Origin of the sequence: Bifidobacterium thermophilum (genome assembly GCF_002846655.1) — a bacterium.
Lineage (GTDB): Bacteria > Actinomycetota > Actinomycetes > Actinomycetales > Bifidobacteriaceae > Bifidobacterium > Bifidobacterium thermophilum.
Window position 1 is genome coordinate 573,007 of the sequence record NZ_PCGX01000010.1, and the last position, 20,608, is coordinate 593,614.

Consider the following 20,608-nt stretch of genomic DNA (forward strand, 5'->3'; position numbering starts at 1 on the left):
GCAGCGACACACAACTCGCCAATGCCAAGGGCCTTGTGCGGAACCCGGATATGGTTCCGGCACAAGGCCCTTGAAGGTCAGCTCACGGATTACTCAATTCGTGAGCGGCGTATGGTCGCGTTCACACGGTTGCGTTTCGACGCGAACGCACGACCACGATGACGCCCGCAGTGCCAAGCAGCGCCGCGACCACAACCATGAATGCGATGCCCGCGCCACCGGTCAACGGCAGCTGAGCGACGCTATGCACGTTCTCGACGGTCAGCTGGTTGTTGCCGTCGGCATCTTTGGCGGTCACCGTGACCAGTCCGAAGGGATCGGCCCCGTCGCTGCCATCGTCGAACACCACATTCGCACCGGCGAAGCTTACCGTGGCGTTGAAGTACAGCGGAAGCTTCAGATAGCCGGATGGCGCTGCGACCTCGGTGATCTTATAGGAGGCATCCGCGGATTGTGCCAGGCCATCGAATGTGACCGTGCCATCCGCCTGGGAAATCGCCTCGTCGTTGTCGCAGGACGCATCGCGGTTGGTATTCGCGTTGACGTATCCGGAAGGCAGGACGAAGCTGTCCGGTACGGAGGATTCGATCTTGAAGCGTGCGCCGGCAAGCGGCTTGCCGGAAGCATCCACCTTCTTGAAGGTAATCGTCGTAAGCTTCGTGCGCACGAACTTCAGCTTGTCGGTCGATGCGCTGACATAGAACTCGTTGTCCACGCAGTTGACGGCATCGGTTGTCACCAGAGCCTTGTAGGACACGCGCAGCGCATAGTCATCGGTGATGTAGGTCTGCCACTTGGCGAGCGCATCCTTGGTAAACCTCACGGAGATGGTGTGGCCGGCGATATCGGTGTCGTCGCTGTTGGTGACACCATCGGCGACGAACCACTTCTTGCCCTGTTCGATGGTTACCGTCGAGTCATCGGAGGTGACGACGAAGAAATCGGATGCGGATACGACGGATTTGCCATCCGTGCCGGTCACCGTCTTGCCGCCCTTATCGACGATTACCGCGGAAACGCTGGAAAGATCGACTTTCAGACCCTTGAGCGGTGTGGTCACATAGTCGAAGGGGTAGGTGACGGAATCGGTTTTCGGCACATAGCCGTTCATCGTGTAGGTGAGGGTTTCGCCACGCGATGCGGTTCGGCCGGTGCTGTCGGTTTTCGCTTCGCCCGTGGCCGCGATGCTCAGTTCGGTGGAATAGTCCTTCATCGTGATCAGCGCTTCGGATGTCGGCTGGGACAGATCGTTGTTGCCATCGATCTTGCCGGATGCCACGAGCATCGGCACTGCGTTGCTGGAGTTTTCCACCACCGGATCCGTGACGTCGCGGAACATGTAGATGCCTGCCGGCAGGGAGATGGATGCCATGTATGGAGCGGAATCATCGCCGTTCCTCGAGGTCGCGCCGGAAAGCGTCGCCGTACCGGCCGTCGGCAGATCGGTGAGATGATCGTTCAGATAGGTGACGAACTTGCGTGTCACGCCATCCCATGGTGCCACGGAGTCCTGGCTGAGCAGCCCTTCGGACATCGCCCAAGCCAAGGCATCGTCGACGTCGGACGGCACCTGCTGGGCCGGGGATTCGTCCTTCAGTGCATCGTTCAGTGCCGAGGTGATCAGATTCGGCGACTTGGTCTGCAATGCGGAGGCCACACGCACGCCGTAGGTCTTGTTTTCATCCGAAGCGCTTTTCTCCCCGTACAGGACGTAATCGCCGATCTTGTAGTACTCCAGCTTGTGCCCGTTGAGCTGGTTCTTGACATTGCCGATGAAGGCGAACTGCGCCTTATCGGTGACAACGGTACCCTGTGCGTTCGCGGGCGCGGTACCGAGCGCCAATCCCGCGATCGCCATCGCAGCCGCGGCAGTGGCCGCGACCAGACGCTTGAACTTGAACATCGTAGTTCCTTTCTCCCGTATTTCTCTTGATTACTTGATTACTACGTTCTTGATTGTGCTTTCGGATATCGATGCCTCATTCAGGGCATCGGCGGCGATCCTCCCGTTCCCGGCGGATTTTTCCGTCGAAGATTGTGCCTGCTGATCCCCGTTGCCACAGACAGGACGATCGCCACAAGCGCCAACGCACCAGCGGTAAGAACCGACGCATTCACAACCTGCGATTGCCCCGTTCCGCCTGCCGATGGCAGCAGTGCCACGCGCAGGAACTGGTTGGTGAATTCCGCAACCGTCCCGGATACGTTCTGCGCATCGCCTTCCAACGCATTGCCATCGTCGTCTGCGGTACGCAGCAGTTTCGCGGTCGCAGTCAAAGTGCCGTTGCCATCGTCGGCGACCGTCACCGTGACGTCGAACACGGCTTCGGAGCGATGCAGGTTGTCGTTCTTCCGCTCATGATCCTGGGTGAGTGTGTACCGGTATGTTCCGGCCGAGGCGAAGACGATATCGGGGAAGGTCATCTGATGGTCCTTGTCGGAGCCATCCAAGGTGATCGTGGCGGAGGTCGCTCCGGCGGCACTGCCTTTCGGCAACGGCGCTCCATCGACGGAAGTCAGGGTGTAGGTGAAGGAATCGGATGATTGCCAGTCACGCCCTACGATCGTCGATTTCACGCCGATCGCCGTGTCCCCGCTCAGGGATGGCTCGTACTGGTTCGTCCAGACCAGCCGTCCATCCGAGGACACCGCATCCGAACTGTTGTCCGGATCGACGCTTTTCTCGACATTCGTGACTTCAAGCGCGCCGGAACTGTTCTGCGCCACGGTTACCGTCACCGTGTATTTCGCCTGCGAATACGTCAGGCCGTTGGCGCTGACAACACCACTTTCCGGAACGCTTGTGCCGTTTTCCCATGCCTGTTTAATCGTGTAGGTATAGGTTCCAGCGGTATTGAATGCCGCCGTGCCGAAGGAGAAATCACAATAATTCTGCGAGCCGTTCATCGCCGCCGTGCATGGTTCGATGCCTCCGGTGCCACCGGTGCCAATGGAGAAACGTCCGATGCCGTCGGAGGCCTTGACCACATTCGATGGCAATGGTGCTTCGATCTGGTATGTCGTGCCGTTGCTTGTCGTAGTGCCGGACCCGTGGATGGAGAACAGGAAGCGATCCGTCTGCTTCCATTTGCGGTTCTCGACGACGAGTTTGCCCAGCAATGGCGAGGAAACGACGTTCGAGGTGACATGGTTGACGAAGCTGATGCTGCCGCTCTGCTGCTTCAATGGCTTCCATGTACGGTCGCACATGGTGATCTTCAGCATGAGGTCCTGCGTGTTGTAGTCGCGGTATTCCACGCTCGCCGTAAAGTACTGCGCGTCCAGATCGTAGGTGATGCCTTGGTATTGGAAGCCCGGCGTGCTGCTATCGTCATCCTCGACGGTTTTCCCATCGAACATCGGCAGTTCCTGGATCGCATAGCGGTAGGTCTTGTGGACGTCGGCTGCATCGAATTCGGCATCGCCGAACAACACCAGGCCGTCGAGCATATTGGTCTGGTCGGCGGTACAGGTACCGGCGGAGCTGTCGCATGACACGTTCACCGTGCTTGCGTTTTCGAAACCAGTCGTCGGCATCAGTGGTTCGGAGGAATCGGATGTCGTCGCCTCGTCGGCATCCCAATTGCCGTACCAACCGGTCAAGCGGAAGGTGAACTCGCCGGCGTGCAGCGGCTGAACAGCGTCGGAAGACCCGCGTTTCAAGGTTTTATGCGCCACGAACTGTCGGCTGGACGACATGATATTCGACGAGAGTTTCAGACTTGATTCTCTGCCACCGCGGTTGAGATAGAACACGTCCAGGGTGTGGCGGCTACGGTCGGCGAACGTGTCGGGATGGTCGGCGTTCCACGCGGTGTCCCGGTTCGTCATCAGACCGTTGCTGTCATAGCTGGGCGCTCCAAGACCGACCAGCGAGCTGATGGTTGACGACGTGGTCTGCGCGTTCGCCGTGCCAGTACCGGCGGTGACGCTTACCTTGCCAGTGGAGAAATCAATCGCCATGTCGGCGATCGTATGGATACCGCCCAAATCACCAACCAAATGGCCGTCCAGGAACACCCACACGTCATCATTACCGGCGAATGTGAATGTCATCGGACGGTATACGCCATCCGCAGACAGCAACGTGCCGTTATCCGGCTGCGTGAAACTCACGTTGAGATGCATGCCGAACCAGTGACGGATCTTCTGCTTGGTGTTCGCACCCTTGGTGTGGATATCCACCGAGCAGCCACCAGAAGCCGATGACGGCAGGTCGGTCGCAGAGTTGAATGGGAGGAACTGGGCGCCGTACACGGAATCCGTGCATGGCGCGGAGTACAGGGTCACTTGGTTGATGCCTTCGACGTCCTTGTTCGGCTCGGATGCGCTGTCATCGGCAATCAGGGATGCGAAGTTCTTGCTGCTGTCATACGAATACCGTCCGGTCGCATCCATCTGGAACAGGCCACCGACACTGGCGTACGCGGACTTGTAGCGTACTGAATAATCATTATTGAACAGGTATCCCAACGATTCGCTGCTACCCGTCATCGTGGACGACAATGCCGGCGAACCGTCGCTGCCGAGCCGTGACTGCACAATGCCTGGAGTCAACGCGCCGTCGGATGTGCGGCGGTTGAAAGCTCGCATGGAAGCTTGCTCACCATCGCTGAATTTCAAAGCATGATTGCTGTTGATACCCGTATTGGCATAGGACGGTTGATAATCGAAACCATTGATGAAGTAGTTGAACAGGTCAAGCTGACTGCCTGCCGGCTCAATGGTGTTCGACGGGTCGATGGCGGTCAGGGCGGCGGCTTGGGCGGATCCGTCGGCATTGAGCAGGCCTGCGGTGCATACGATGGCGATGGTGATGGCCCATGCGGCAACGGCAGCAACGGCAGCGCGCAAGGCCGAGCGCGCGGTCCGCTCCATGCTTGCCGCGTTGCGCTTGCGTTGCCTATACCGTTCTATGCCGATCATATCGTCCGCTCTTTTCACCGGACCCGTTTCCACTCCAGCGTTCCCCCCTCGTTGGGAGAGCGCGATGACTTCGTACAGTTTCCATCATACTCGCCTCAACCGTACGACAAGCGAACGTCGCGTAAACGAACGATGTCAGCTCATCAATCACATGGATACCCCCGGATACACCCCCTGCATACAACACGGATGCGCAGGTTCCAGCAAACGGCGCGACACCGTGGATTTGCAAGGAAATCAGGGCATGGCCTACGACAAAGTGTACGCATCCGACGGGGCCAAGTACGACAGGCTGCACGACATGCCGGTGCGGGCGCAGCCGGTTCGGCGACCCGGACAGCGGAACACACACGCCAGACGGCGACGCAGTGCCGCGCTACCGGTCGGAACGTCCGGCAGGCGCCGCACCCGCCGCAGCCTGTTGACGATGCCGTACCGGATAGACTCTCGGCCGGAAACGCAGGGCAAGCAGCCCATACACCAGTGTCATCACGGCGACGGCGAGCGCGGTGAGATTCGCCCGCTTGATATCTTGCGTCGCATCTGCAGGCTCGGGAATGCTCTTGGGGATATTCGCGCGCTTGCCGGTCACAAGCAAACGATGCGTGTTGATGCCGTAAGGCGTGCAGGTCATCAGTGTCACCAGGTCTTCGCCTGTGCGGATGGTCAGACCCTTGATCTGCGTCGGTTCAATCGTCGTGATGCTGATCACGCGGTAGCCGAGGGTCTCGTTCATGACTTTGATATAGAAGGGATCGCCGACCTGCAATTCATCGAGCCGAGTGAACAGCGTTTTGTTGGACAGTCCACGGTGGGCGGTGAGCACGCTGTGGGTTCCGGCACCGCCGACCGGCAGGCTGGTGCCGTACAAGTGGCCGACGCCGTCGTCCAGCACCGCTTCGGACGTACCGTGGTAGATCGGCAGATTCACGGAGATTTTGGGGATCTGGATCGAACCGATGACGCCATGCCCGACATTGAGCAGGGAAAGATACTCCTCGTCGCGTAGCCAAGCCTCATGCGATGAGGAAGATCGGCTGGATGTCTGAGACGAACCGTGGGACGTTGTGGCCGACGAGTTGAACGGGTCGGACGCTTCCCCGATCACCGGTTGGCCGCTTGCCGCCAACCGTCGGTTGTATGCCCGCGCTTGGGCGAACATACGCTCCGCCTTACCGGATGGCCATCCCATGACATGGGAGGACGCGGCATCGGCAACGCTGGACTGCTTCATCGACTCCCGTTGTTGTAAGACGAACGGGGTGAACAGCACCGCGAACGCCATCGTGAACAAGATGAACGCGGCGACGGTCGCCCGGATGTACCGCCGCTCGTCGCGCTGGCGCGATTCCATCGATGCCGCCGCGGCATGGACATCGAAAGCGCAATCCCACGGGACGGCGGTTGACGCGGGGGTATCGTGCTGCATCATAGTCTTCGTCTGGGGTTAGCGATGGACCGTCGCTGATGAGCCGCTTTCCGACGCTGCGCCCGGCCCATCGATCACCGCATGCTGGGCGACCCAGCTGTGCATGGCGACGGCCGCAGCGGCACCTGCATTGATTGAGCGGACCGAACCGAACTGGGAAATATACACGACATCGTCCGCTTGGTCGAGCGCCGCCTGGGACAAGCCCGGTCCTTCCGCGCCGAACAACAGCAGACAGCGTTGCGGGAACCGGTAGCGTTCGATCGGGACGGCACCGGGAACGATATCAAGCGCAATGATTTTGGCCGCGGCAAGGGTTGCAAGCCGACGGGCCGAATGCTCCTGCAAACGGCGCTCGTCGGCCGTGAGCGGCCTGTGCGCGAGCGCCGCGCGGTTCTCGCGGGCATTGATTCGCGCCTGCTCCGCAGCGATTTCACCGGCGATACGGTATCTCCAGGATGCAGCGAGGTCGGCGATGGACGGATGATAGTCCACGTGCTGGTACAGTTCGGTCATCAACGCGCCCTTGCGATTCCACTTGTGGGGGCCGACGATGTGGACGCGAGCCGCCCCGAAGGCGTTGGCGCTGCGGACCGCGGATCCGATGTTGAAGTCGTGGGTCCAGTTTTCGACGGCGATTTCGAAGGGGTAGCGGCTGTGCATATCAAGATCTGTTCTGATCGCTTCCACGGTCCAGTACCGGTAGCGGTCCAAGACGTTGCGACGGTCACCCTGGTCAAGCAATTCGGTGTCATAGCGCGGGTCGTAGTTCGCCGATCCCGGGATATCCGGACGTGGTTCGCCCGGATGCTCTTGCGCCCAGGGGCCGACACCGATGTCGCGGAACTGCGGTTCCCCCGATGCCTGTACCTGCTTGGTGTATTCGCTTGGTTCGTGCACCTGTTGCCTGCCTTGCTGTTATCCTGCTGTCGTTGACGTCCTGATCTTTTGCGACGGTCAGGGGCTTATGCGGCGTTCAGCTCCCGTTCATCGAACACTTGGATCAGCGGCAGGGCGGTGTGTTCCGCGTTGACGGGATTGATGACCTCAATCTGCTGGCGTTCTCCGGCGACATGGTCGGCATCCCCCACCCCGCCGATCAGCGAGGCGACGGCGAGAACCTGCGCGCCCTCATGTTCCACGATGCTGAAATCAAGGCTTAATTCGTTGCCGTTGCGCAATGTGACCAGTGATGAAGTTTGCACGTAAGATTTCTCGGACAACCAGGCGTCGAGCAGAATCACCCGCTTGCCGGCGATGGACGGCCCTTTGACCGATGGGTAGACGAAATCCATGACGAAGCCGTCGAGGTCTTCGCCGCGCGAGGCGGCTGCAAGGATAACCGCGGACACCAGCGGGACCGCCGCCGCGGTGAGTGCACCGACCGCATCGAAATCATCGACACCGTAGCCTTGCTCTTCAAGAGCGTCGAGGAGCACGTGACCGACCGTCGCCGCCGTTCGATGGTCGAACGCCACAGAGTACAGTTCGTTGAACGGTTTGCCCTTGATTGCTTGGGCGAGGACCTGCCGCAGTTGTTCGCGGGGCTCGAGCATGGCGAATGCCGTCGCGTCCTGCTCGTTGGTGTTGCCGGCGCTCTGTGCAGCGGCAGCGCCTTGGTCTGTGGATCCGGTGCGTCTGAACGTCTGATTCTCGCTGTTCTCAGTCATACTGCTACTCTACCTACGCTTCCGTACGACCACCGGCTTGACACCGGATGGCCGCCGTATGACCGCCGGACAGCCGCCAACAACCACCACGGGAACACTCTCCACACAAACCGTCTACGCTAGAAGCCCCGTTAGCGTAGACAGTTTGTGAAGGGAAGATGGCTGGCCGAAGGGCTGGAGAGGCGGGGCGATGGGCTGGCAGGATAGACGGCTAGCGTTCGGAGGTTTCGGATTGCACTTCGGGTGCGGTCAGTTCGCGGACGTCCGCTTTCTCCGGCTCAATGGCGGCAACAGTGTCGATGATTTTGTTCTGGTCGATTTTCTGCAGCTTACGCGCAGTCACCAATACACGGGATTCCAACGACGAGGCGAATTGGTTGTATGCACCGACCGTTCTGGTGATGGCCGCCCCAAGCTTGTTGGCCTTGTCGCCGAGCGTCGAGAAACGCTCGTACAGTTCCCGGGACAGATCGAACAGCTCTTTGGCATCGTCTGTCAGACTCTGCTGCTGCCACGCATAGGCGACCGACTTCAGCACAGCCCACAAGGTGACCGGGGACGTCAGCGCGACTTTCTGCGCGAACGCATCGTCAAGCAAGGTCGGATCCGACTGCAACGCCGCCTGGAGCAGCGACTCGTTCGGGATGAACGCAATCACGAAATCCGGAGCGGTATCGAACGCATTCCAGTAGGCTTTGTTGCCCAAGGTTTTGACATGCTCGCGCAACGCCTTCGCATGGGCCTGCAACAGCTGGTCTCGCCGAGCGAGTTCTTCCGGAGATGCGGTATCGGGGATTGCACACGCGCGCTGGTAATCCGAGTACGGGACTTTCGCGTCGATCGGGATGCTCTTGTTCCCCGGCAGATGGATCACCATATCCGGGCGCTGGGTAGCGTCGTTCCCAGCCTTGACCACGACCTGCGTGTCGAAATCGACGTGTTCGAGAAGACCGGCGGATTCCACAATGTTGCGCAGCTGCGCCTCTCCCCAGGCTCCGCGAACCTTGTTGTCCCGCAACGCCGCCGAAAGCGAGCTGGTCTCCTTGTCAAGCCGCGCCTGCTGGTCGCCCAAGCCCTTGAGCTGTTCGCCAAGCGCACCCATCTCACGCTTGCGCCCTTCTTCGATATCAGCGACTTTCTGCTGGAGGGCATCAAGATTCTTCTGCACCGGAGCAAGAGCGGACAGCACCTTGCTCTGTTCGTTCAAGGTCTTCGCCTGTTCCTGCCGCTTGCGTTCCTCTTCGGCCTGGGCTTTCTCACGCTCGTGCTGGATGCGAATCTGCTCGGCCTGCTGGGCTTGAGACAGCTGGGATTTCACGAATTGCAACTGCTCTTGCAACCCATCAGCCTGCGCCCGGAATTGCGCCACCTGTGCCGTGAGCTCGCCGATTCGCGTACGCGCGGACTCCGCCTCGCCGCGAGCCGCATCCAACTCTTGCCGGTTGGCCCCGCGAGCGTCGCGCTGCCCTCTGCTTCTGCCCAGCGCAAAACCCGCCACGACCCCCAGAATCGCGACGACGATGACCAACGCCAACACCTCAACCACATTTTCGAACATATGTTCTAGTCAACAGCAAGCCATGGACGCGACAGGGCGACACGGTTATTTCACGAGGCGAGACACCGCTTCAGAGACTTCCTGGAGTTTGGTATCCGCCACTTGGCCACCCTGTTCGACCGCTTCGCGCACGCAATGGTCGAGATGGTCGTCCAGCAGCAGCATGGATACCGATTTCAATGCGGATTCCACTGCGGCGATTTGCGTAAGAATATCGATGCAATATCTGTCGTCATCCACCATGCGACCGATTGCTTTGACTTGCCCTTCAATGCGATGCATTCTCTTCTGGATGTTCTTCTTGTCGCCCGCATAACCGTTCATCACGCCGCCTTCCGTTCCATTATCCCGAGGGCTGAATACTCTTGTTCAGTATACCCCATATGGGTATATATCAAAGTGTTTGCCAACAGCGCAGACACGACCCACGTGCCAGACACGCCGGGCCGGCGGCAGATTGCCGCCATCTTCGCCAGCCGGTCACCACCGACTGCAACGATGAAAGACAACACAAGGAGGAGGCGCATGGGATTCGATCTGTTTATCGCCGCGACCGCGGTTGTGCTCGCCATCATCGCGACATGGCTGACACTACGATTCTTCTTCGCCAAGCGCGAAGGCACTGCGGCAAAGCAGGAACAAGGCATGCAAAGCGCCGATATCATCGTCAAAGGCGGGTACGAGCCATCGCTGATCACCATGAAGCCCGGCGTGCCGATCACCTTGCATTTCGACCGCCAGGAAACCGGCGAATGCACCTCGCACGTCGTCTTCTCCGACCTCGGCCTTGACGCCATGCTGCCCGGCAACGCGCATACCGACGTACAGCTACCGGCGCTCGCCCCCGGCGATTACCCCTTCGCATGCGGCATGAACATGGTTCACGGCATGCTCCGTGTCGAGGATGACGGCAAAGACCGCAGCGCAATCCAGCACAGCGGTCAAACATCAGCCGCAGTTGCAGCGCCCGCACTGAACGCCGTGGACGCATTGGACAACGAGCGCAAGGCGGCGGACGAACGCCGCAAGGAAATCAAGCAGCTCGGCCGGCTGGTCGCCATCGGCACCGTGCTGACCCTGCCGGTGTTCATCGTCTCCATGCTGTCCATGGCCGGGCATGCCGACATGCCCGCATGGCTGACCAATCCATGGCTGCAAGCCGTACTCATCACTCCAGTCATGTTCTACTGTGGCGGCCCCATCCACAAGGTCGGCTGGCCAGCGCTCATCCACCGCTCCCCCGACATGAATTCGCTGGTATCGCTCGGTTCTACCGCCGCATACCTGTACAGCCTGATCGTATGCATCGCGGGACCGGCGCTGCCGGCAGGATCGCGCGAGCCGTATTTCGAATCGGTCGGCGTGGTCATCACCCTGGTGCTTGTCGGGCGTCTGCTGGAAAGCAAGGCGCGTGAAGGTACCGGTAAAGCCGTGCAATCACTGATCAAGCTGCGTCCCCGCAACGCACAGACCATCAGCCCCGATACGCTCGACCAAGGTGAACACGCCTGGCACGACCCGAACAACCAGACCACTATCGGCGTCGATGACCTGAAGGTCGGCGACCTGGTGGTCGTCAAAGCCGGCGAGCGCATCCCCGCCGATGGCGAGGTCGTCGCCGGCACGCTGGATATCGACGAATCGATGATCACCGGCGAATCCGCGTCCGTGCACAGCAGCACGGGCAGTACCGTCACCGGAGCGACTATCGCGCTCAAAGGCAACGCGGTCATCCGGGTCAGTCAGGTCGGCGGCGACAGCATCCTCGCGCAGATCATCGCGATGGTCGCCCGGGCGCAGGCCACCAAGGCCCCGGTACAGCAGCTCGCGGACCGCATCGCGCGGATGTTCGTGCCCGTGATCATCATCATCGCCATCTGGACCTTCGCGATCTGGGTGTCTTTCGGCCCCCAGCCACGGCTCGCGCACGCGTTGATTACGGCGGTCAGCGTGCTGATTATCGCGTGCCCGTGCGCTTTGGGCCTTGCCACCCCGCTGTCCGTCACCGCGGCGACCGGGCTGGGCGCCACGAACGGTGTACTGGTCACCTCAGCGAAAGCGCTGGAACAGGCTCGCAATATCAGGACCGTGGTCTTCGATAAAACCGGCACCATCACCCGAGGGACCGTCGACGCAGGAGCCGACCCGGACCACCCGTCATACACGTCGGACACCGTCAAACCCGGTTCACAGCAGGCGATTGCGGCCTTGCGCAAGGCCGGTGTGCGCACCATCATGCTCAGCGGCGACAAAGCCGAAGTCGCCGGCCAAATCGCCAAGCAAGTCGGCATCGATACGGTCATCGCACAGGTTCGGCCAGACGGCAAGGCGTATTGGATTGAACGCCTGCAGGCGCAGCGTGATGCCGACAAGCGCAACGACGAATTGATTGCGATGGTCGGCGACGGCATCAACGACGCCCCCGCCTTGGCGCAGGCCGATCTTGGCATCGCCATCGGCACCGGCACGGATGTGGCCATGCAGTCGGCGGATGTCACGCTGATGAGCGGCGATTTGCGCGGCGTGTTGAAACTCATCAACCTGTCGAACGCGACCATGCGCAATATCCGCGAGAACTATGCGTGGGCCTTCGGATACAACGTCATCGGCATCCCGATCGCTGCCGGCGTGCTCTACCCCTTCACCGGATGGCTGCTCAGCCCAATGATTGCAGGACTTGCGATGGCACTGTCCAGCGTATGCCTGGTGCTCAACGCGAACCGGTTGCGGCATGCGCGCATCGGCGACGACCTGACCGCCGGCCCCGCTGACGCCGACACGCCGACCGCAGCGCCCACCATCATCGTCGACGAGCACACCACGATGAATCAGCCGTCGGACGCCGGCCGCAGCGCCACCAGCGCCCCCGACATCAGCAATGCCAACAATTCCAACACCAAGAGCAAGGAGCACACCATGGACATGAGCCACATGCATCATATGGGTCAGATGGCCGAAGCGACCCCCGGCGACGGCAACACCGCGACCGACCCGGTATGCGGCATGAGCGTCGCAGTGAATGACGAGGCGATCACCCGCACCTACAACGGCACGACGTACTACTTCTGCGGCGAGCATTGCGCCGCGAACTTCAGCAAGGCGCCAGAGCTGTTCCTCAAGCAGTAAGGTCCCAGCCTCTTCTGCTGACGCCGACAGCCCCGCAACACGAAAAACGGCCGCCCGCCCAAGCCGCATCAAAGCTTGGGCGGGCGGCCGTTTGAGTTCAAGCAACCGTCACTTGTCTTCCTGCACACCTTCGACGGTCACGCCGGACAGCGGATCCTCAGGCATGTCAGTGAGTTCGAGGTGTTCGCCACCGGTCTGGTCAACAAGCACCGTGTCACCGTCATGCACCTTGCCGGCAAGCAGCAGACGCGCCAGCTGATCGCCGACCTCGGTCTGAACGAGCCTGCGCAGCGGGCGAGCGCCGTACGCCGGATCGTACCCGGTGTTGGCGAGCCAATCGCGAGCCGCATCCGTGACCTGCAGCGAAATCCGGCGTTCGGTAAGCCGCGCGGCCACCTGACGCACCTGCAAATCGACGATGCTGCCGAGCTCCTGACGAGTCAACGGGTGGAAGATGACCAGCTCGTCAAGGCGGTTGATGAATTCCGGCTTGAAGTGTGCATGCACGGCATCCATCACGGCCTTCTGCTTGGCTTCCTCATCCAGGTCAGGCTGCACCAGGAATTGCGAACCGAGGTTCGAGGTCATGATCAGAATCGTGTTCTTGAAGTCCACGGTTCTACCTTGGCCATCGGTCAGGCGACCATCGTCCAGCACCTGCAGCAACAGGTCAAAGACTTCCGGATTCGCTTTCTCGACCTCGTCGAACAGCACCACTGAGTAGGGGCGCCGACGCACAGCCTCAGTCAGCTGGCCGCCTTCCTCGTAGCCGACATAGCCCGGGGCGGCACCGATCAGGCGGGACACAGAGGCTTTCTCCATGTACTCGCTCATATCGATACGTACCATGGCCTTCTCGTCGTCGAACAGGAAGTCGGCGAGCGCCTTGGCGAGTTCGGTCTTGCCCACGCCGGTCGGCCCCAAGAACAGGAACGATCCGGTCGGACGGTTCGGGTCGGAGATACCGGCGCGCGAGCGGCGCACAGCGTCGGAAACCGCGCGAATGGCGTCCTTCTGGCCGATGACACGCTTGCCGAGATACTCCTCCATATGCAGGAGCTTCTCATTTTCGCCTTGCATCAGGCGGCCGACAGGAATGCCGGTCCATTCGGACACAATTTGCGCGATGGAATCCGCATCGACCTTGTCCGGCACCATCGGGGTTTCCTCGGCACCGGTTTCCTTGGCATCACGTTCCTCCTGCTCGGCGGCGGCGATTTCCTTCTGGATGTGCGGGATTTCGCCGTACCTGATTTCAGAGGCTTTCGCATAGTCGCCGTCGCGTTCGCAACGTTCGGCTTCCACTTGCAGCTCATCGAGCTTCTTGCGCAGGTCGCCGACCTTGTTGTGCCCGCTTTTCTCCATATTCCAACGGGCGTTGAGACCGTTGAGCTTCTCCGTCTTGTCGGCGAGCTCCTTGTCAAGGTCCGCGAGGCGTTCACGCGACTTCTCGTCAAGCGCATCCGCTTTCTTCTGCTCGGCTTTCTCGTTCTTCGGGTTGCCCAGCAGATAGGCGCGTTCCATCTTCAGCCGATCGACCTGACGCTTGAGCTCATCGATTTCCTCAGGCGAGGAGTCAAGCTCCATACGCAGGTGTGCAGCGGCCTCATCGACCAAATCGATGGCCTTGTCCGGCAGCTGACGCCCGCTGATGTACCTGTTGGACAGCTGGGCTGCGGCCACGAGCGCGTCATCGCCAATGGTCACCTTGTGGTGGGCCTCGTACTTGGGCGCGATACCGCGCAGGATCGCGATGGTGTCCTCGACGCTCGGTTCACCGACGAACACTTGCTGGAAGCGGCGTTCAAGTGCCGGGTCCTTTTCGATGTTCTCGCGGTATTCGTCAAGCGTCGTGGCACCGATCAGCCGCAGTTCGCCGCGCGCAAGCATCGGCTTGAGCATGTTGCCCGCGTCCATCGAGCCTTCTGCAGCACCGGCTCCGACGATGGTGTGGATCTCGTCGATGAAGGTGATGATCTGCCCGTTCGCGTTCTTGATCTCATTGAGCACGGCCTTGAGGCGTTCCTCGAATTCGCCGCGGTATTTCGACCCGGCGACCATGGAACCCAGATCCAGGCTGATGAGTTTCTTGTTGCGCAACGTGCTCGGCACATCCCCGGCGACAATACGCTGGGCGAGACCTTCGACGACGGCGGTTTTGCCGACGCCAGGTTCACCGATCAGCACCGGGTTGTTCTTGGTGCGGCGGGACAGGATCTGGATGACACGGCGAATCTCCTGGTCACGGCCAATCACCGGGTCAAGCTTTCCTTCCTTCGCGGCGGCGGTCAGGTCGGTCGAATACTTTTCGAGAGCCTTGTAATTGCCTTCCGCGTCCGCGCTGGTCACGTGCGCGCCGCCGCGGATCTGCGGCAACGCCTTGCGCAGCGATTCGGCGGTCACCCCGTTGGCTTCGAGGATATCGGCGGATTTGTTCGGCTTGCTCGCGGCAATGGCGATGAGCAGGTGTTCGGTGGAGATGAATTCGTCCCCGAGTTGCTTCATCTCTTGTTCGGCTTGGACGAGTACCGCTTCGAGCTGACGGCTGGGCTGCGCCTGCGTAGTGCTTGACCCGCTGGCGCTGGGCAGGTTGACCAACCCGTTGCGCACGGCCGTGCCGATGGCTTTGATGTCTCCCCCTGCGGCCTTGATCAGGCTTGGTACAACGCCGTTCTGCTGGCGAAGCAACGCATCGAGCACGTGCAGTGTCTCGACTTGCGCATTGCCAGCGGCGGACGCGCTCTGTACGGCGTCGCTGATGACCTCTTGGGCCATATTCGTGAATTGCGCTTGCATGGTTCCTCCATTCGCGCCGTCCGGGCGGCTTCACCCGTGGGCGCTTCGTTGTCTGTGTCTGCTGTATACAACCGATTTCCCCGTCGATTATTCCAAACTTGAGCCTAGTTGACTCAAGTTTTGTATTTTCCTTGATATTTCGGGCCAACAGGCGAATCCATACCCGGCCGCTTCTGCATCTTGGAACCCGTCACCGCTACGATGGCACTGGTTGACGGAAGGACACGCACCCCATGAACATCGATATCATCGCCCCCGGGCGCATCAAGGAACGCTATCTGCGCGACGCCATCGACGAGTATTCGAAACGCCTGTCGCGCTTCTGCAAGCTGAGCATCTACGAGGTCGCCGACGAGAAAACACCCGAGCATGCCACACCTGGCACCGACGAGCTCATCAAACGTAAGGAAGGCGAGCGCATCGCGAAACATATCAAGGATGGCGCGTATGTGATCGCTCTCGCCATCGACGGGCAGATGCTCGGCTCGGAGCGGTTCGCGGCGAAACTCGACGACCTCGCACTGCACGGCGCCAGCCACATCCAGTTCATCATCGGCGGCTCGCTCGGGCTGGCGCCCGAGATCCTCGCGCGCGCCGACTGGAAGCTCAGCTTCTCCCCCATGACCTTCCCGCACCAGCTCATGCGTGTGATCTTGCTCGAGCAAATCTACCGCGCCTTCAAGATCAACGCCCACGAGCCGTATCATAAGTAGCAGCGGCCACGAGGTGCCGAGCGGTCTGCTCACCACCGGCGTGATGCGCCGGGATTCACCACGCATATCGGTTGCCAAACTGAACTTGCCACGTAACTTCCCACTTGCTGGCAAGCTGGCAAGTAAGTGGGAAGTTAAGTGGGAAGTTGGCTGGAGACCAGCAGCCGATGCCGACAACGCCCTGCCTGGCTCATGGACGGCTATCCTCTGTGTCCCACCGGTAGCCTAGCGTCATCACTTTTTCAAACGCCCTACTTGGCATTTTCGACGAGGCGGTATCGCTGTCTTGGACTACGCGGAGGTTCAGTCGGCTCGACGACTCCGCGTTCTATCAGTATGCGAAGATGATTGCCGATCGCCGAACGCGACAGCCCAGACGATTCTGCCAGCTCTTTCGCTGATGCCGAATTCCGTTCCCGCAACACCTGGCAGAGCGCATCATCCACCAATTCACGGCTCCAATTCCGTTGATCTTTCTCACTCGCCGATCGTCTCCTTTTATCAAAGGTAAGTGAGAAGAAAGTAAGCGTGCTCATAGGGCGTGGCGGACCCATCAACGCGGATTGCAGTTCCTCTTCAATAACCATGTATCCAGTTCCACGATTCTCTACTACATATCCGCCGCCAGGATATGGCGTCGTCTCAAGGATGTTGGACAGGAACTGATTACGGGATGAAGACATGCCCACCGTACCGAGCGTGTCGACAGTCACGTTGCCATACAACCCTCCAGGATTCAAAATCTCCAGCCGGTCGGCATACATGTTCACCTGCACTTGACTTCCACGAGCTTCATAGGAATAGTCACGATGCATGAGCGCATTGGACAACGCCTCTCTTACCGCTTTGCGTGGATAATCAGGCACATCCTTACGAAACGCACCGTCAATCACCGCTCCAACTCTCATATTCCTTGTGACCGCCGCAAGCGCATCCTCAATCATGGAAGGAATTGGTCCGACGATAGTTTGCGCATCGAGGAACCGCCGGCCACCTTCGACAACTTCACCTTTCCCAACGCCAGGAAACGCCGTGAACGTAACGTTCAGACGCGGGAAAAACTGTTGGGGGAACGTGCCCAAGGCCATCAATCCGCCCAGTGTTGGATGTGAATCCGCATCTCCACCGTCACCGTGTTTTATTACATGCATGCCCAGAAGAATCTCTTCATCACTGCGCTCACCGAACACACGCGGATGCAGTTCACGCTGCCGCGCGATAAATGCCGATACCAAAGATGCATCTAAATCATGAAGCGTGGCTTGCTCAACTACTTCATCATCAAATGTCGGTTGCGATTGGTTTTCGATCATCCGATCGATTTCATATGGCGTCAGTCGCCGATCACCGTCGCCGCTTCTGATGTAGGAACCTTGGTATCTGCCGCGGGTAGTGACATAACATGGACGGTCTCTTGGCGCCATCGGCGGGATGTGCGCAACAAGGACATGACTGCCCTCAAACGGGAGTATTTCAATCACTGGACGAACACGAGGCGTCAGTTTCTCGCATTCCGCGTTGAATGCCTCTTGCATCGCCCGCGCGTCGAAACCATGGACAGCGGTAAATCCATCATGCTCGGAAATCCCGAGAATAACCGTTCCTCCATCTCCATTGGAGAACGCGGACAACGTCTCAACGAGGCTCGCTGGGACTTTCTTCGCCGCTTCTTTGACCTCGCATTCCTGCGTGTCATTGCCGATATCACGCAGGTGAGCGATCAACCGTCCAAGTTCATCTCTGTCCATATAGTTTCCCGTTGACTGCTAGCGTCTCGCTATTCCATGCTTGACATTGATGCCACACCACAGAAGGTCCTCATTGGAGAAGGCGATCTGACTTTGCACCTAACCTACCACTTCACTTACCAACTTGCCACTTAACTTCCCACTTGCTGGCAAGCTGGCAAGTAAGTGGGAAGTTAAGTGGCAAGTTCAGACGAGGTTCATTCCAATGTCGGCTGCCCATTAAGCAACCCGCCGACCAGACAGTCAGCCCTGCACGACGACGTTGCGCAGGCTGCCGATACCCTCCACATGGACGACCGGCTCGTCACCCGGTTTGAGGCTGCCGGACGCATTCGGGGTGCCAGTCATGATCACATCGCCGGGCAGCAGTGTGGAGAAGCTGGAAATCGCGGCAATCTGCTCAGGGATGCCGTGAATCAGCTTCGCGGTCGTGCCGCTGGCCTCCGGCACGTCCTTGCCGTTGAGCGTGAAGGAGATCTTCGCGTCCTTCCAATTCAGATCGGTCTGGATCCACGGTCCGAGCGGGCACGCGGTGTCGAAGCCTTTCGCGCGCGTCCACATTGGGTCGGCGCCCTGCAGGTCGCGCAAGGTCACATCGTTGACGCACGTGAAACCAAGCACGTAATCCATAGCCTTCTCGACCGGCACGTTCTTCGCGATTCGACCGATAATCACCGCGACTTCCGGCTCGAAATTCATGTCATGGGAGAATGGCGGAATGACAATCGGATCGTCAGGGCCGATAACCGAGGTGCTCGGCTTGGAGAAAATCACCATATCCTCCGGCGCGTGCGCGATGTCACTGTGCCCCGTCTCATGCATGAACTGGGCGTGCGCCTCATAGTTCTTCGCCAAACCGTAGATCTTTGAGGGGATCACCGGGGCGAGCAGACGCAAGCCGTCCGCGTCGAGCGGAAAACGCTCGCCGGTCGGTTCCACTGGCTGGGCGCCGAATGGGTAGCCGCTGAGCACCACGAGATAATCTTTGCCGTCCTGCTCATCCTTCTGCACGAAGGCGTATTGCGGGGTCTTGTCGTCTTTGGTGAAACGTGCGATTCTCATATCCCACATGATACAAGCCGCCATTGCCACAACCGCTACGCCGGGCGCGCATGCGGCGACAAGCCCGGCTGACAGGCACGGTCACACGGTAGTACGCGGTTTGCCGAGCGACCGCAGAATCCGGGCCTGCAACGGCACAGTCACGATGAAGGAGATGATGTCGGAAACCGATTGCGCGGCTTGCACACCCGGCACACCGAAAAGATGCGCAAGGATCAGCACCGCCGGAGCAAGGAACAATCCAAGTCGGCAGACCGCCACAAAGGAGGCGATGACCGTCCTGCCCATAGTCTGCTGCATCATATTGGACATCATCGCGAATCCGTTGAGAGGCACCGTGCAGCATTGGATACGCAACGCTACGGTGCCGACGGCGACCACCTGCGGATCGGATCGGAACAGGGCGATGATATCGGGAGCAAGCACCGCGGCGAGCACCGCGATGACCATCAGCGCGATGGTTGACAGACGCACGCAGAACCAGTAGCCGTCCTTGACACGCCGGTACAGTCCGGCGCCGTAATTGTACCCGCACACCGGCTGGAAACCTTGCCCCAGACCGACAATGATGGAATTGATGGCAAGCATGACGCGCATCACAATCGCCATGGCGGCGATAACCGCATCACCAAAGGGGTTGGCAGCGAGATTCACGCATGTGGTAGCGAGCGAACCGGCACCTTGTCGCAGCAACGACGGCATGCCGCCGCCGATAATCTCGCGCACGAGCAGCATGTCCGGCCGGCTGTTGCGCACGTCAAGTGTGACGACACCGCGACGGACGGCAAACGTGACCAGCAGGATGAAACTGATGGTCTGGCATATCGCGGTGGCGATGCCCGCGCCGGTAATGCCGAGCCTGACAACAAAAATCAAGAACGGAGCGACCAGAAAGTTCAACAATGCGCCGGTGACCAGACCGATCATGCCGTATAGGGACAATCCTTGGTAGCGCAGCAGACCGTTGAGCGCGAACGATCCGCACACCATGGGAGCCGCGAGAAGAATCGGCGTGAGATATGCGATGGCATACGGTGCGATGGTCGGCGTCGAGCCGAGTACGACCACCAGATGAGGCAAGGTGGACAAACCGAGAATCGCCAATGCGAGTCCGCCAAGGACAGCTCCGCAGAAACCGACCGCTAACAGACGTGCGGCACGCTCGTTGTTGCGTTTGCCCAGTTCCCGGCTCATCGAATTGCCGGAGCCATTGCCGAAGAAGAACCCGAAGGCTTGGAATACAGTCATCACCGAATAGGCGATGCCGATTGCGCCGGACTGGGATGTGCCCAGCCGCCCGATGAAATATGTATCCGCGAGATTATAGGCGGTGGTGACCAGGTTCGAGATGACCGCAGGAAGGCACAATGCAAGAATGAGGCCGCGTACCGGGGCGCCCGTCATACGCCGGTATTGTGCGTCAGCGGTTGCGCGACGAGGTGCCGCGGCAGCTGCGGATGCCGGCGCGGTATCAGATACCGCAACCGGCATCGGCAACTTGCCTTGTTCGCGCCCATGATTCGATGAATTCCCTGTCACTTGATTCATCCTAACCACGGGTGCTGCCGGAAGGCGAACGG

At 59.9% G+C, this 20,608-nt stretch carries 13 protein-coding genes; 2 read left to right on the plus strand and 11 right to left on the minus strand.

Translation table 11 applies throughout. The annotated features are described in order from the left end of the window. Positions 1-121: 121 nt before the first annotated feature. The 7 genes from CQR48_RS07805 to CQR48_RS07835 form a co-directional block, all read right to left on the minus strand. Positions 122-1,903 carry a SpaA isopeptide-forming pilin-related protein gene (locus CQR48_RS07805; protein ID WP_101452517.1) on the minus strand — a complete coding sequence of 594 codons (1,782 nt, stop codon included), beginning with the start codon at positions 1,901-1,903 and terminating at the stop codon, positions 122-124. An 80-nt stretch (positions 1,904-1,983) separates the two neighbouring features. After that, positions 1,984-4,926: a Spy0128 family protein gene (locus tag CQR48_RS07810; protein WP_101452518.1), complete on the minus strand. Its 2,943-nt coding sequence runs from the start codon at positions 4,924-4,926 to the stop codon at positions 1,984-1,986. A 376-nt stretch (positions 4,927-5,302) separates the two neighbouring features. Continuing rightward, positions 5,303-6,358: a class C sortase gene (locus CQR48_RS07815; protein WP_244898968.1), complete on the minus strand. Its 1,056-nt coding sequence runs from the start codon at positions 6,356-6,358 to the stop codon at positions 5,303-5,305. Positions 6,359-6,373: 15 nt separating this feature from the next. Then, positions 6,374-7,255 (minus strand): TrmH family RNA methyltransferase, encoded by an 882-nt coding sequence (locus CQR48_RS07820; protein WP_101452519.1) that lies wholly within the window; start codon positions 7,253-7,255, stop codon positions 6,374-6,376. Between the two features lie 65 nt (positions 7,256-7,320). Continuing rightward, positions 7,321-8,025, minus strand: coding sequence for a type I phosphoribosyltransferase (locus CQR48_RS07825; RefSeq protein WP_101452520.1), 705 nt, complete (start codon positions 8,023-8,025; stop codon positions 7,321-7,323). A gap of 211 nt (positions 8,026-8,236) precedes the next feature. Beyond that, positions 8,237-9,583: a DNA recombination protein RmuC gene (locus tag CQR48_RS07830; protein ID WP_101452521.1), complete on the minus strand. Its 1,347-nt coding sequence runs from the start codon at positions 9,581-9,583 to the stop codon at positions 8,237-8,239. Between the two features lie 45 nt (positions 9,584-9,628). Continuing rightward, the gene (locus CQR48_RS07835; protein ID WP_101452522.1) at positions 9,629-9,907 is read right to left on the minus strand and encodes a metal-sensitive transcriptional regulator; all 279 of its coding nucleotides are present in this window, start codon (positions 9,905-9,907) and stop codon (positions 9,629-9,631) included. A gap of 201 nt (positions 9,908-10,108) precedes the next feature. Here CQR48_RS07835 and CQR48_RS07845 point away from each other — a divergent pair, with 201 nt between their 5' ends. Next, a complete protein-coding gene (locus tag CQR48_RS07845; RefSeq protein ID WP_101452524.1) occupies positions 10,109-12,709 on the plus strand; it encodes an HAD-IC family P-type ATPase in 2,601 nt (866 codons plus the stop codon). A 108-nt stretch (positions 12,710-12,817) separates the two neighbouring features. On the opposite strand, the gene clpB is transcribed toward CQR48_RS07845, so the two are convergent. Next, positions 12,818-15,505, minus strand: coding sequence for an ATP-dependent chaperone ClpB (gene clpB / locus CQR48_RS07850; protein ID WP_033492701.1), 2,688 nt, complete (start codon positions 15,503-15,505; stop codon positions 12,818-12,820). Between the two features lie 233 nt (positions 15,506-15,738). On the opposite strand from clpB, the gene rlmH reads away from it, so the two are divergent. Then, positions 15,739-16,218: a 23S rRNA (pseudouridine(1915)-N(3))-methyltransferase RlmH gene (rlmH, locus tag CQR48_RS07855; protein ID WP_044091499.1), complete on the plus strand. Its 480-nt coding sequence runs from the start codon at positions 15,739-15,741 to the stop codon at positions 16,216-16,218. Between the two features lie 251 nt (positions 16,219-16,469). Here rlmH and CQR48_RS07860 read toward each other — a convergent pair whose 3' ends face one another. From CQR48_RS07860 to CQR48_RS07870, 3 genes are all read right to left on the minus strand, one after another. After that, positions 16,470-17,966: an ATP-binding protein gene (locus CQR48_RS07860; protein WP_101452525.1), complete on the minus strand. Its 1,497-nt coding sequence runs from the start codon at positions 17,964-17,966 to the stop codon at positions 16,470-16,472. Positions 17,967-18,209: 243 nt separating this feature from the next. Then, on the minus strand, positions 18,210-19,028 hold the full coding sequence (locus CQR48_RS07865; protein WP_101452563.1) for a fumarylacetoacetate hydrolase family protein: 819 nt from the start codon (positions 19,026-19,028) through the stop codon (positions 18,210-18,212). An 81-nt stretch (positions 19,029-19,109) separates the two neighbouring features. Next, entirely contained in the window at positions 19,110-20,519 is a 1,410-nt protein-coding gene (locus tag CQR48_RS07870; protein ID WP_484785474.1) for an MATE family efflux transporter, read from the minus strand. Between the last annotated feature and the right edge of the window lie 89 nt (positions 20,520-20,608).

Coding starts and splice junctions, on each gene's coding strand:
- clpB (WP_033492701.1), bottom strand. CDS start 15,505: ATGCAAGCGCAATTCACGAATATGGCCCAAGAGGTCATCAGCGACGCC.
- CQR48_RS07825 (WP_101452520.1), bottom strand. CDS start 8,025: ATGACTGAGAACAGCGAGAATCAGACGTTCAGACGCACCGGATCCACA.
- CQR48_RS07815 (WP_244898968.1), bottom strand. CDS start 6,358: ATGATGCAGCACGATACCCCCGCGTCAACCGCCGTCCCGTGGGATTGC.
- CQR48_RS07845 (WP_101452524.1), top strand. CDS start 10,109: ATGGGATTCGATCTGTTTATCGCCGCGACCGCGGTTGTGCTCGCCATC.
- CQR48_RS07865 (WP_101452563.1), bottom strand. CDS start 19,028: ATGAGAATCGCACGTTTCACCAAAGACGACAAGACCCCGCAATACGCC.
- CQR48_RS07810 (WP_101452518.1), bottom strand. CDS start 4,926: ATGATCGGCATAGAACGGTATAGGCAACGCAAGCGCAACGCGGCAAGC.
- CQR48_RS07870 (WP_484785474.1), bottom strand. CDS start 20,519: ATGCCGGTTGCGGTATCTGATACCGCGCCGGCATCCGCAGCTGCCGCG.
- CQR48_RS07805 (WP_101452517.1), bottom strand. CDS start 1,903: ATGTTCAAGTTCAAGCGTCTGGTCGCGGCCACTGCCGCGGCTGCGATG.
- CQR48_RS07835 (WP_101452522.1), bottom strand. CDS start 9,907: ATGAACGGTTATGCGGGCGACAAGAAGAACATCCAGAAGAGAATGCAT.
- rlmH (WP_044091499.1), top strand. CDS start 15,739: ATGAACATCGATATCATCGCCCCCGGGCGCATCAAGGAACGCTATCTG.
- CQR48_RS07860 (WP_101452525.1), bottom strand. CDS start 17,966: ATGGACAGAGATGAACTTGGACGGTTGATCGCTCACCTGCGTGATATC.
- CQR48_RS07830 (WP_101452521.1), bottom strand. CDS start 9,583: ATGTTCGAAAATGTGGTTGAGGTGTTGGCGTTGGTCATCGTCGTCGCG.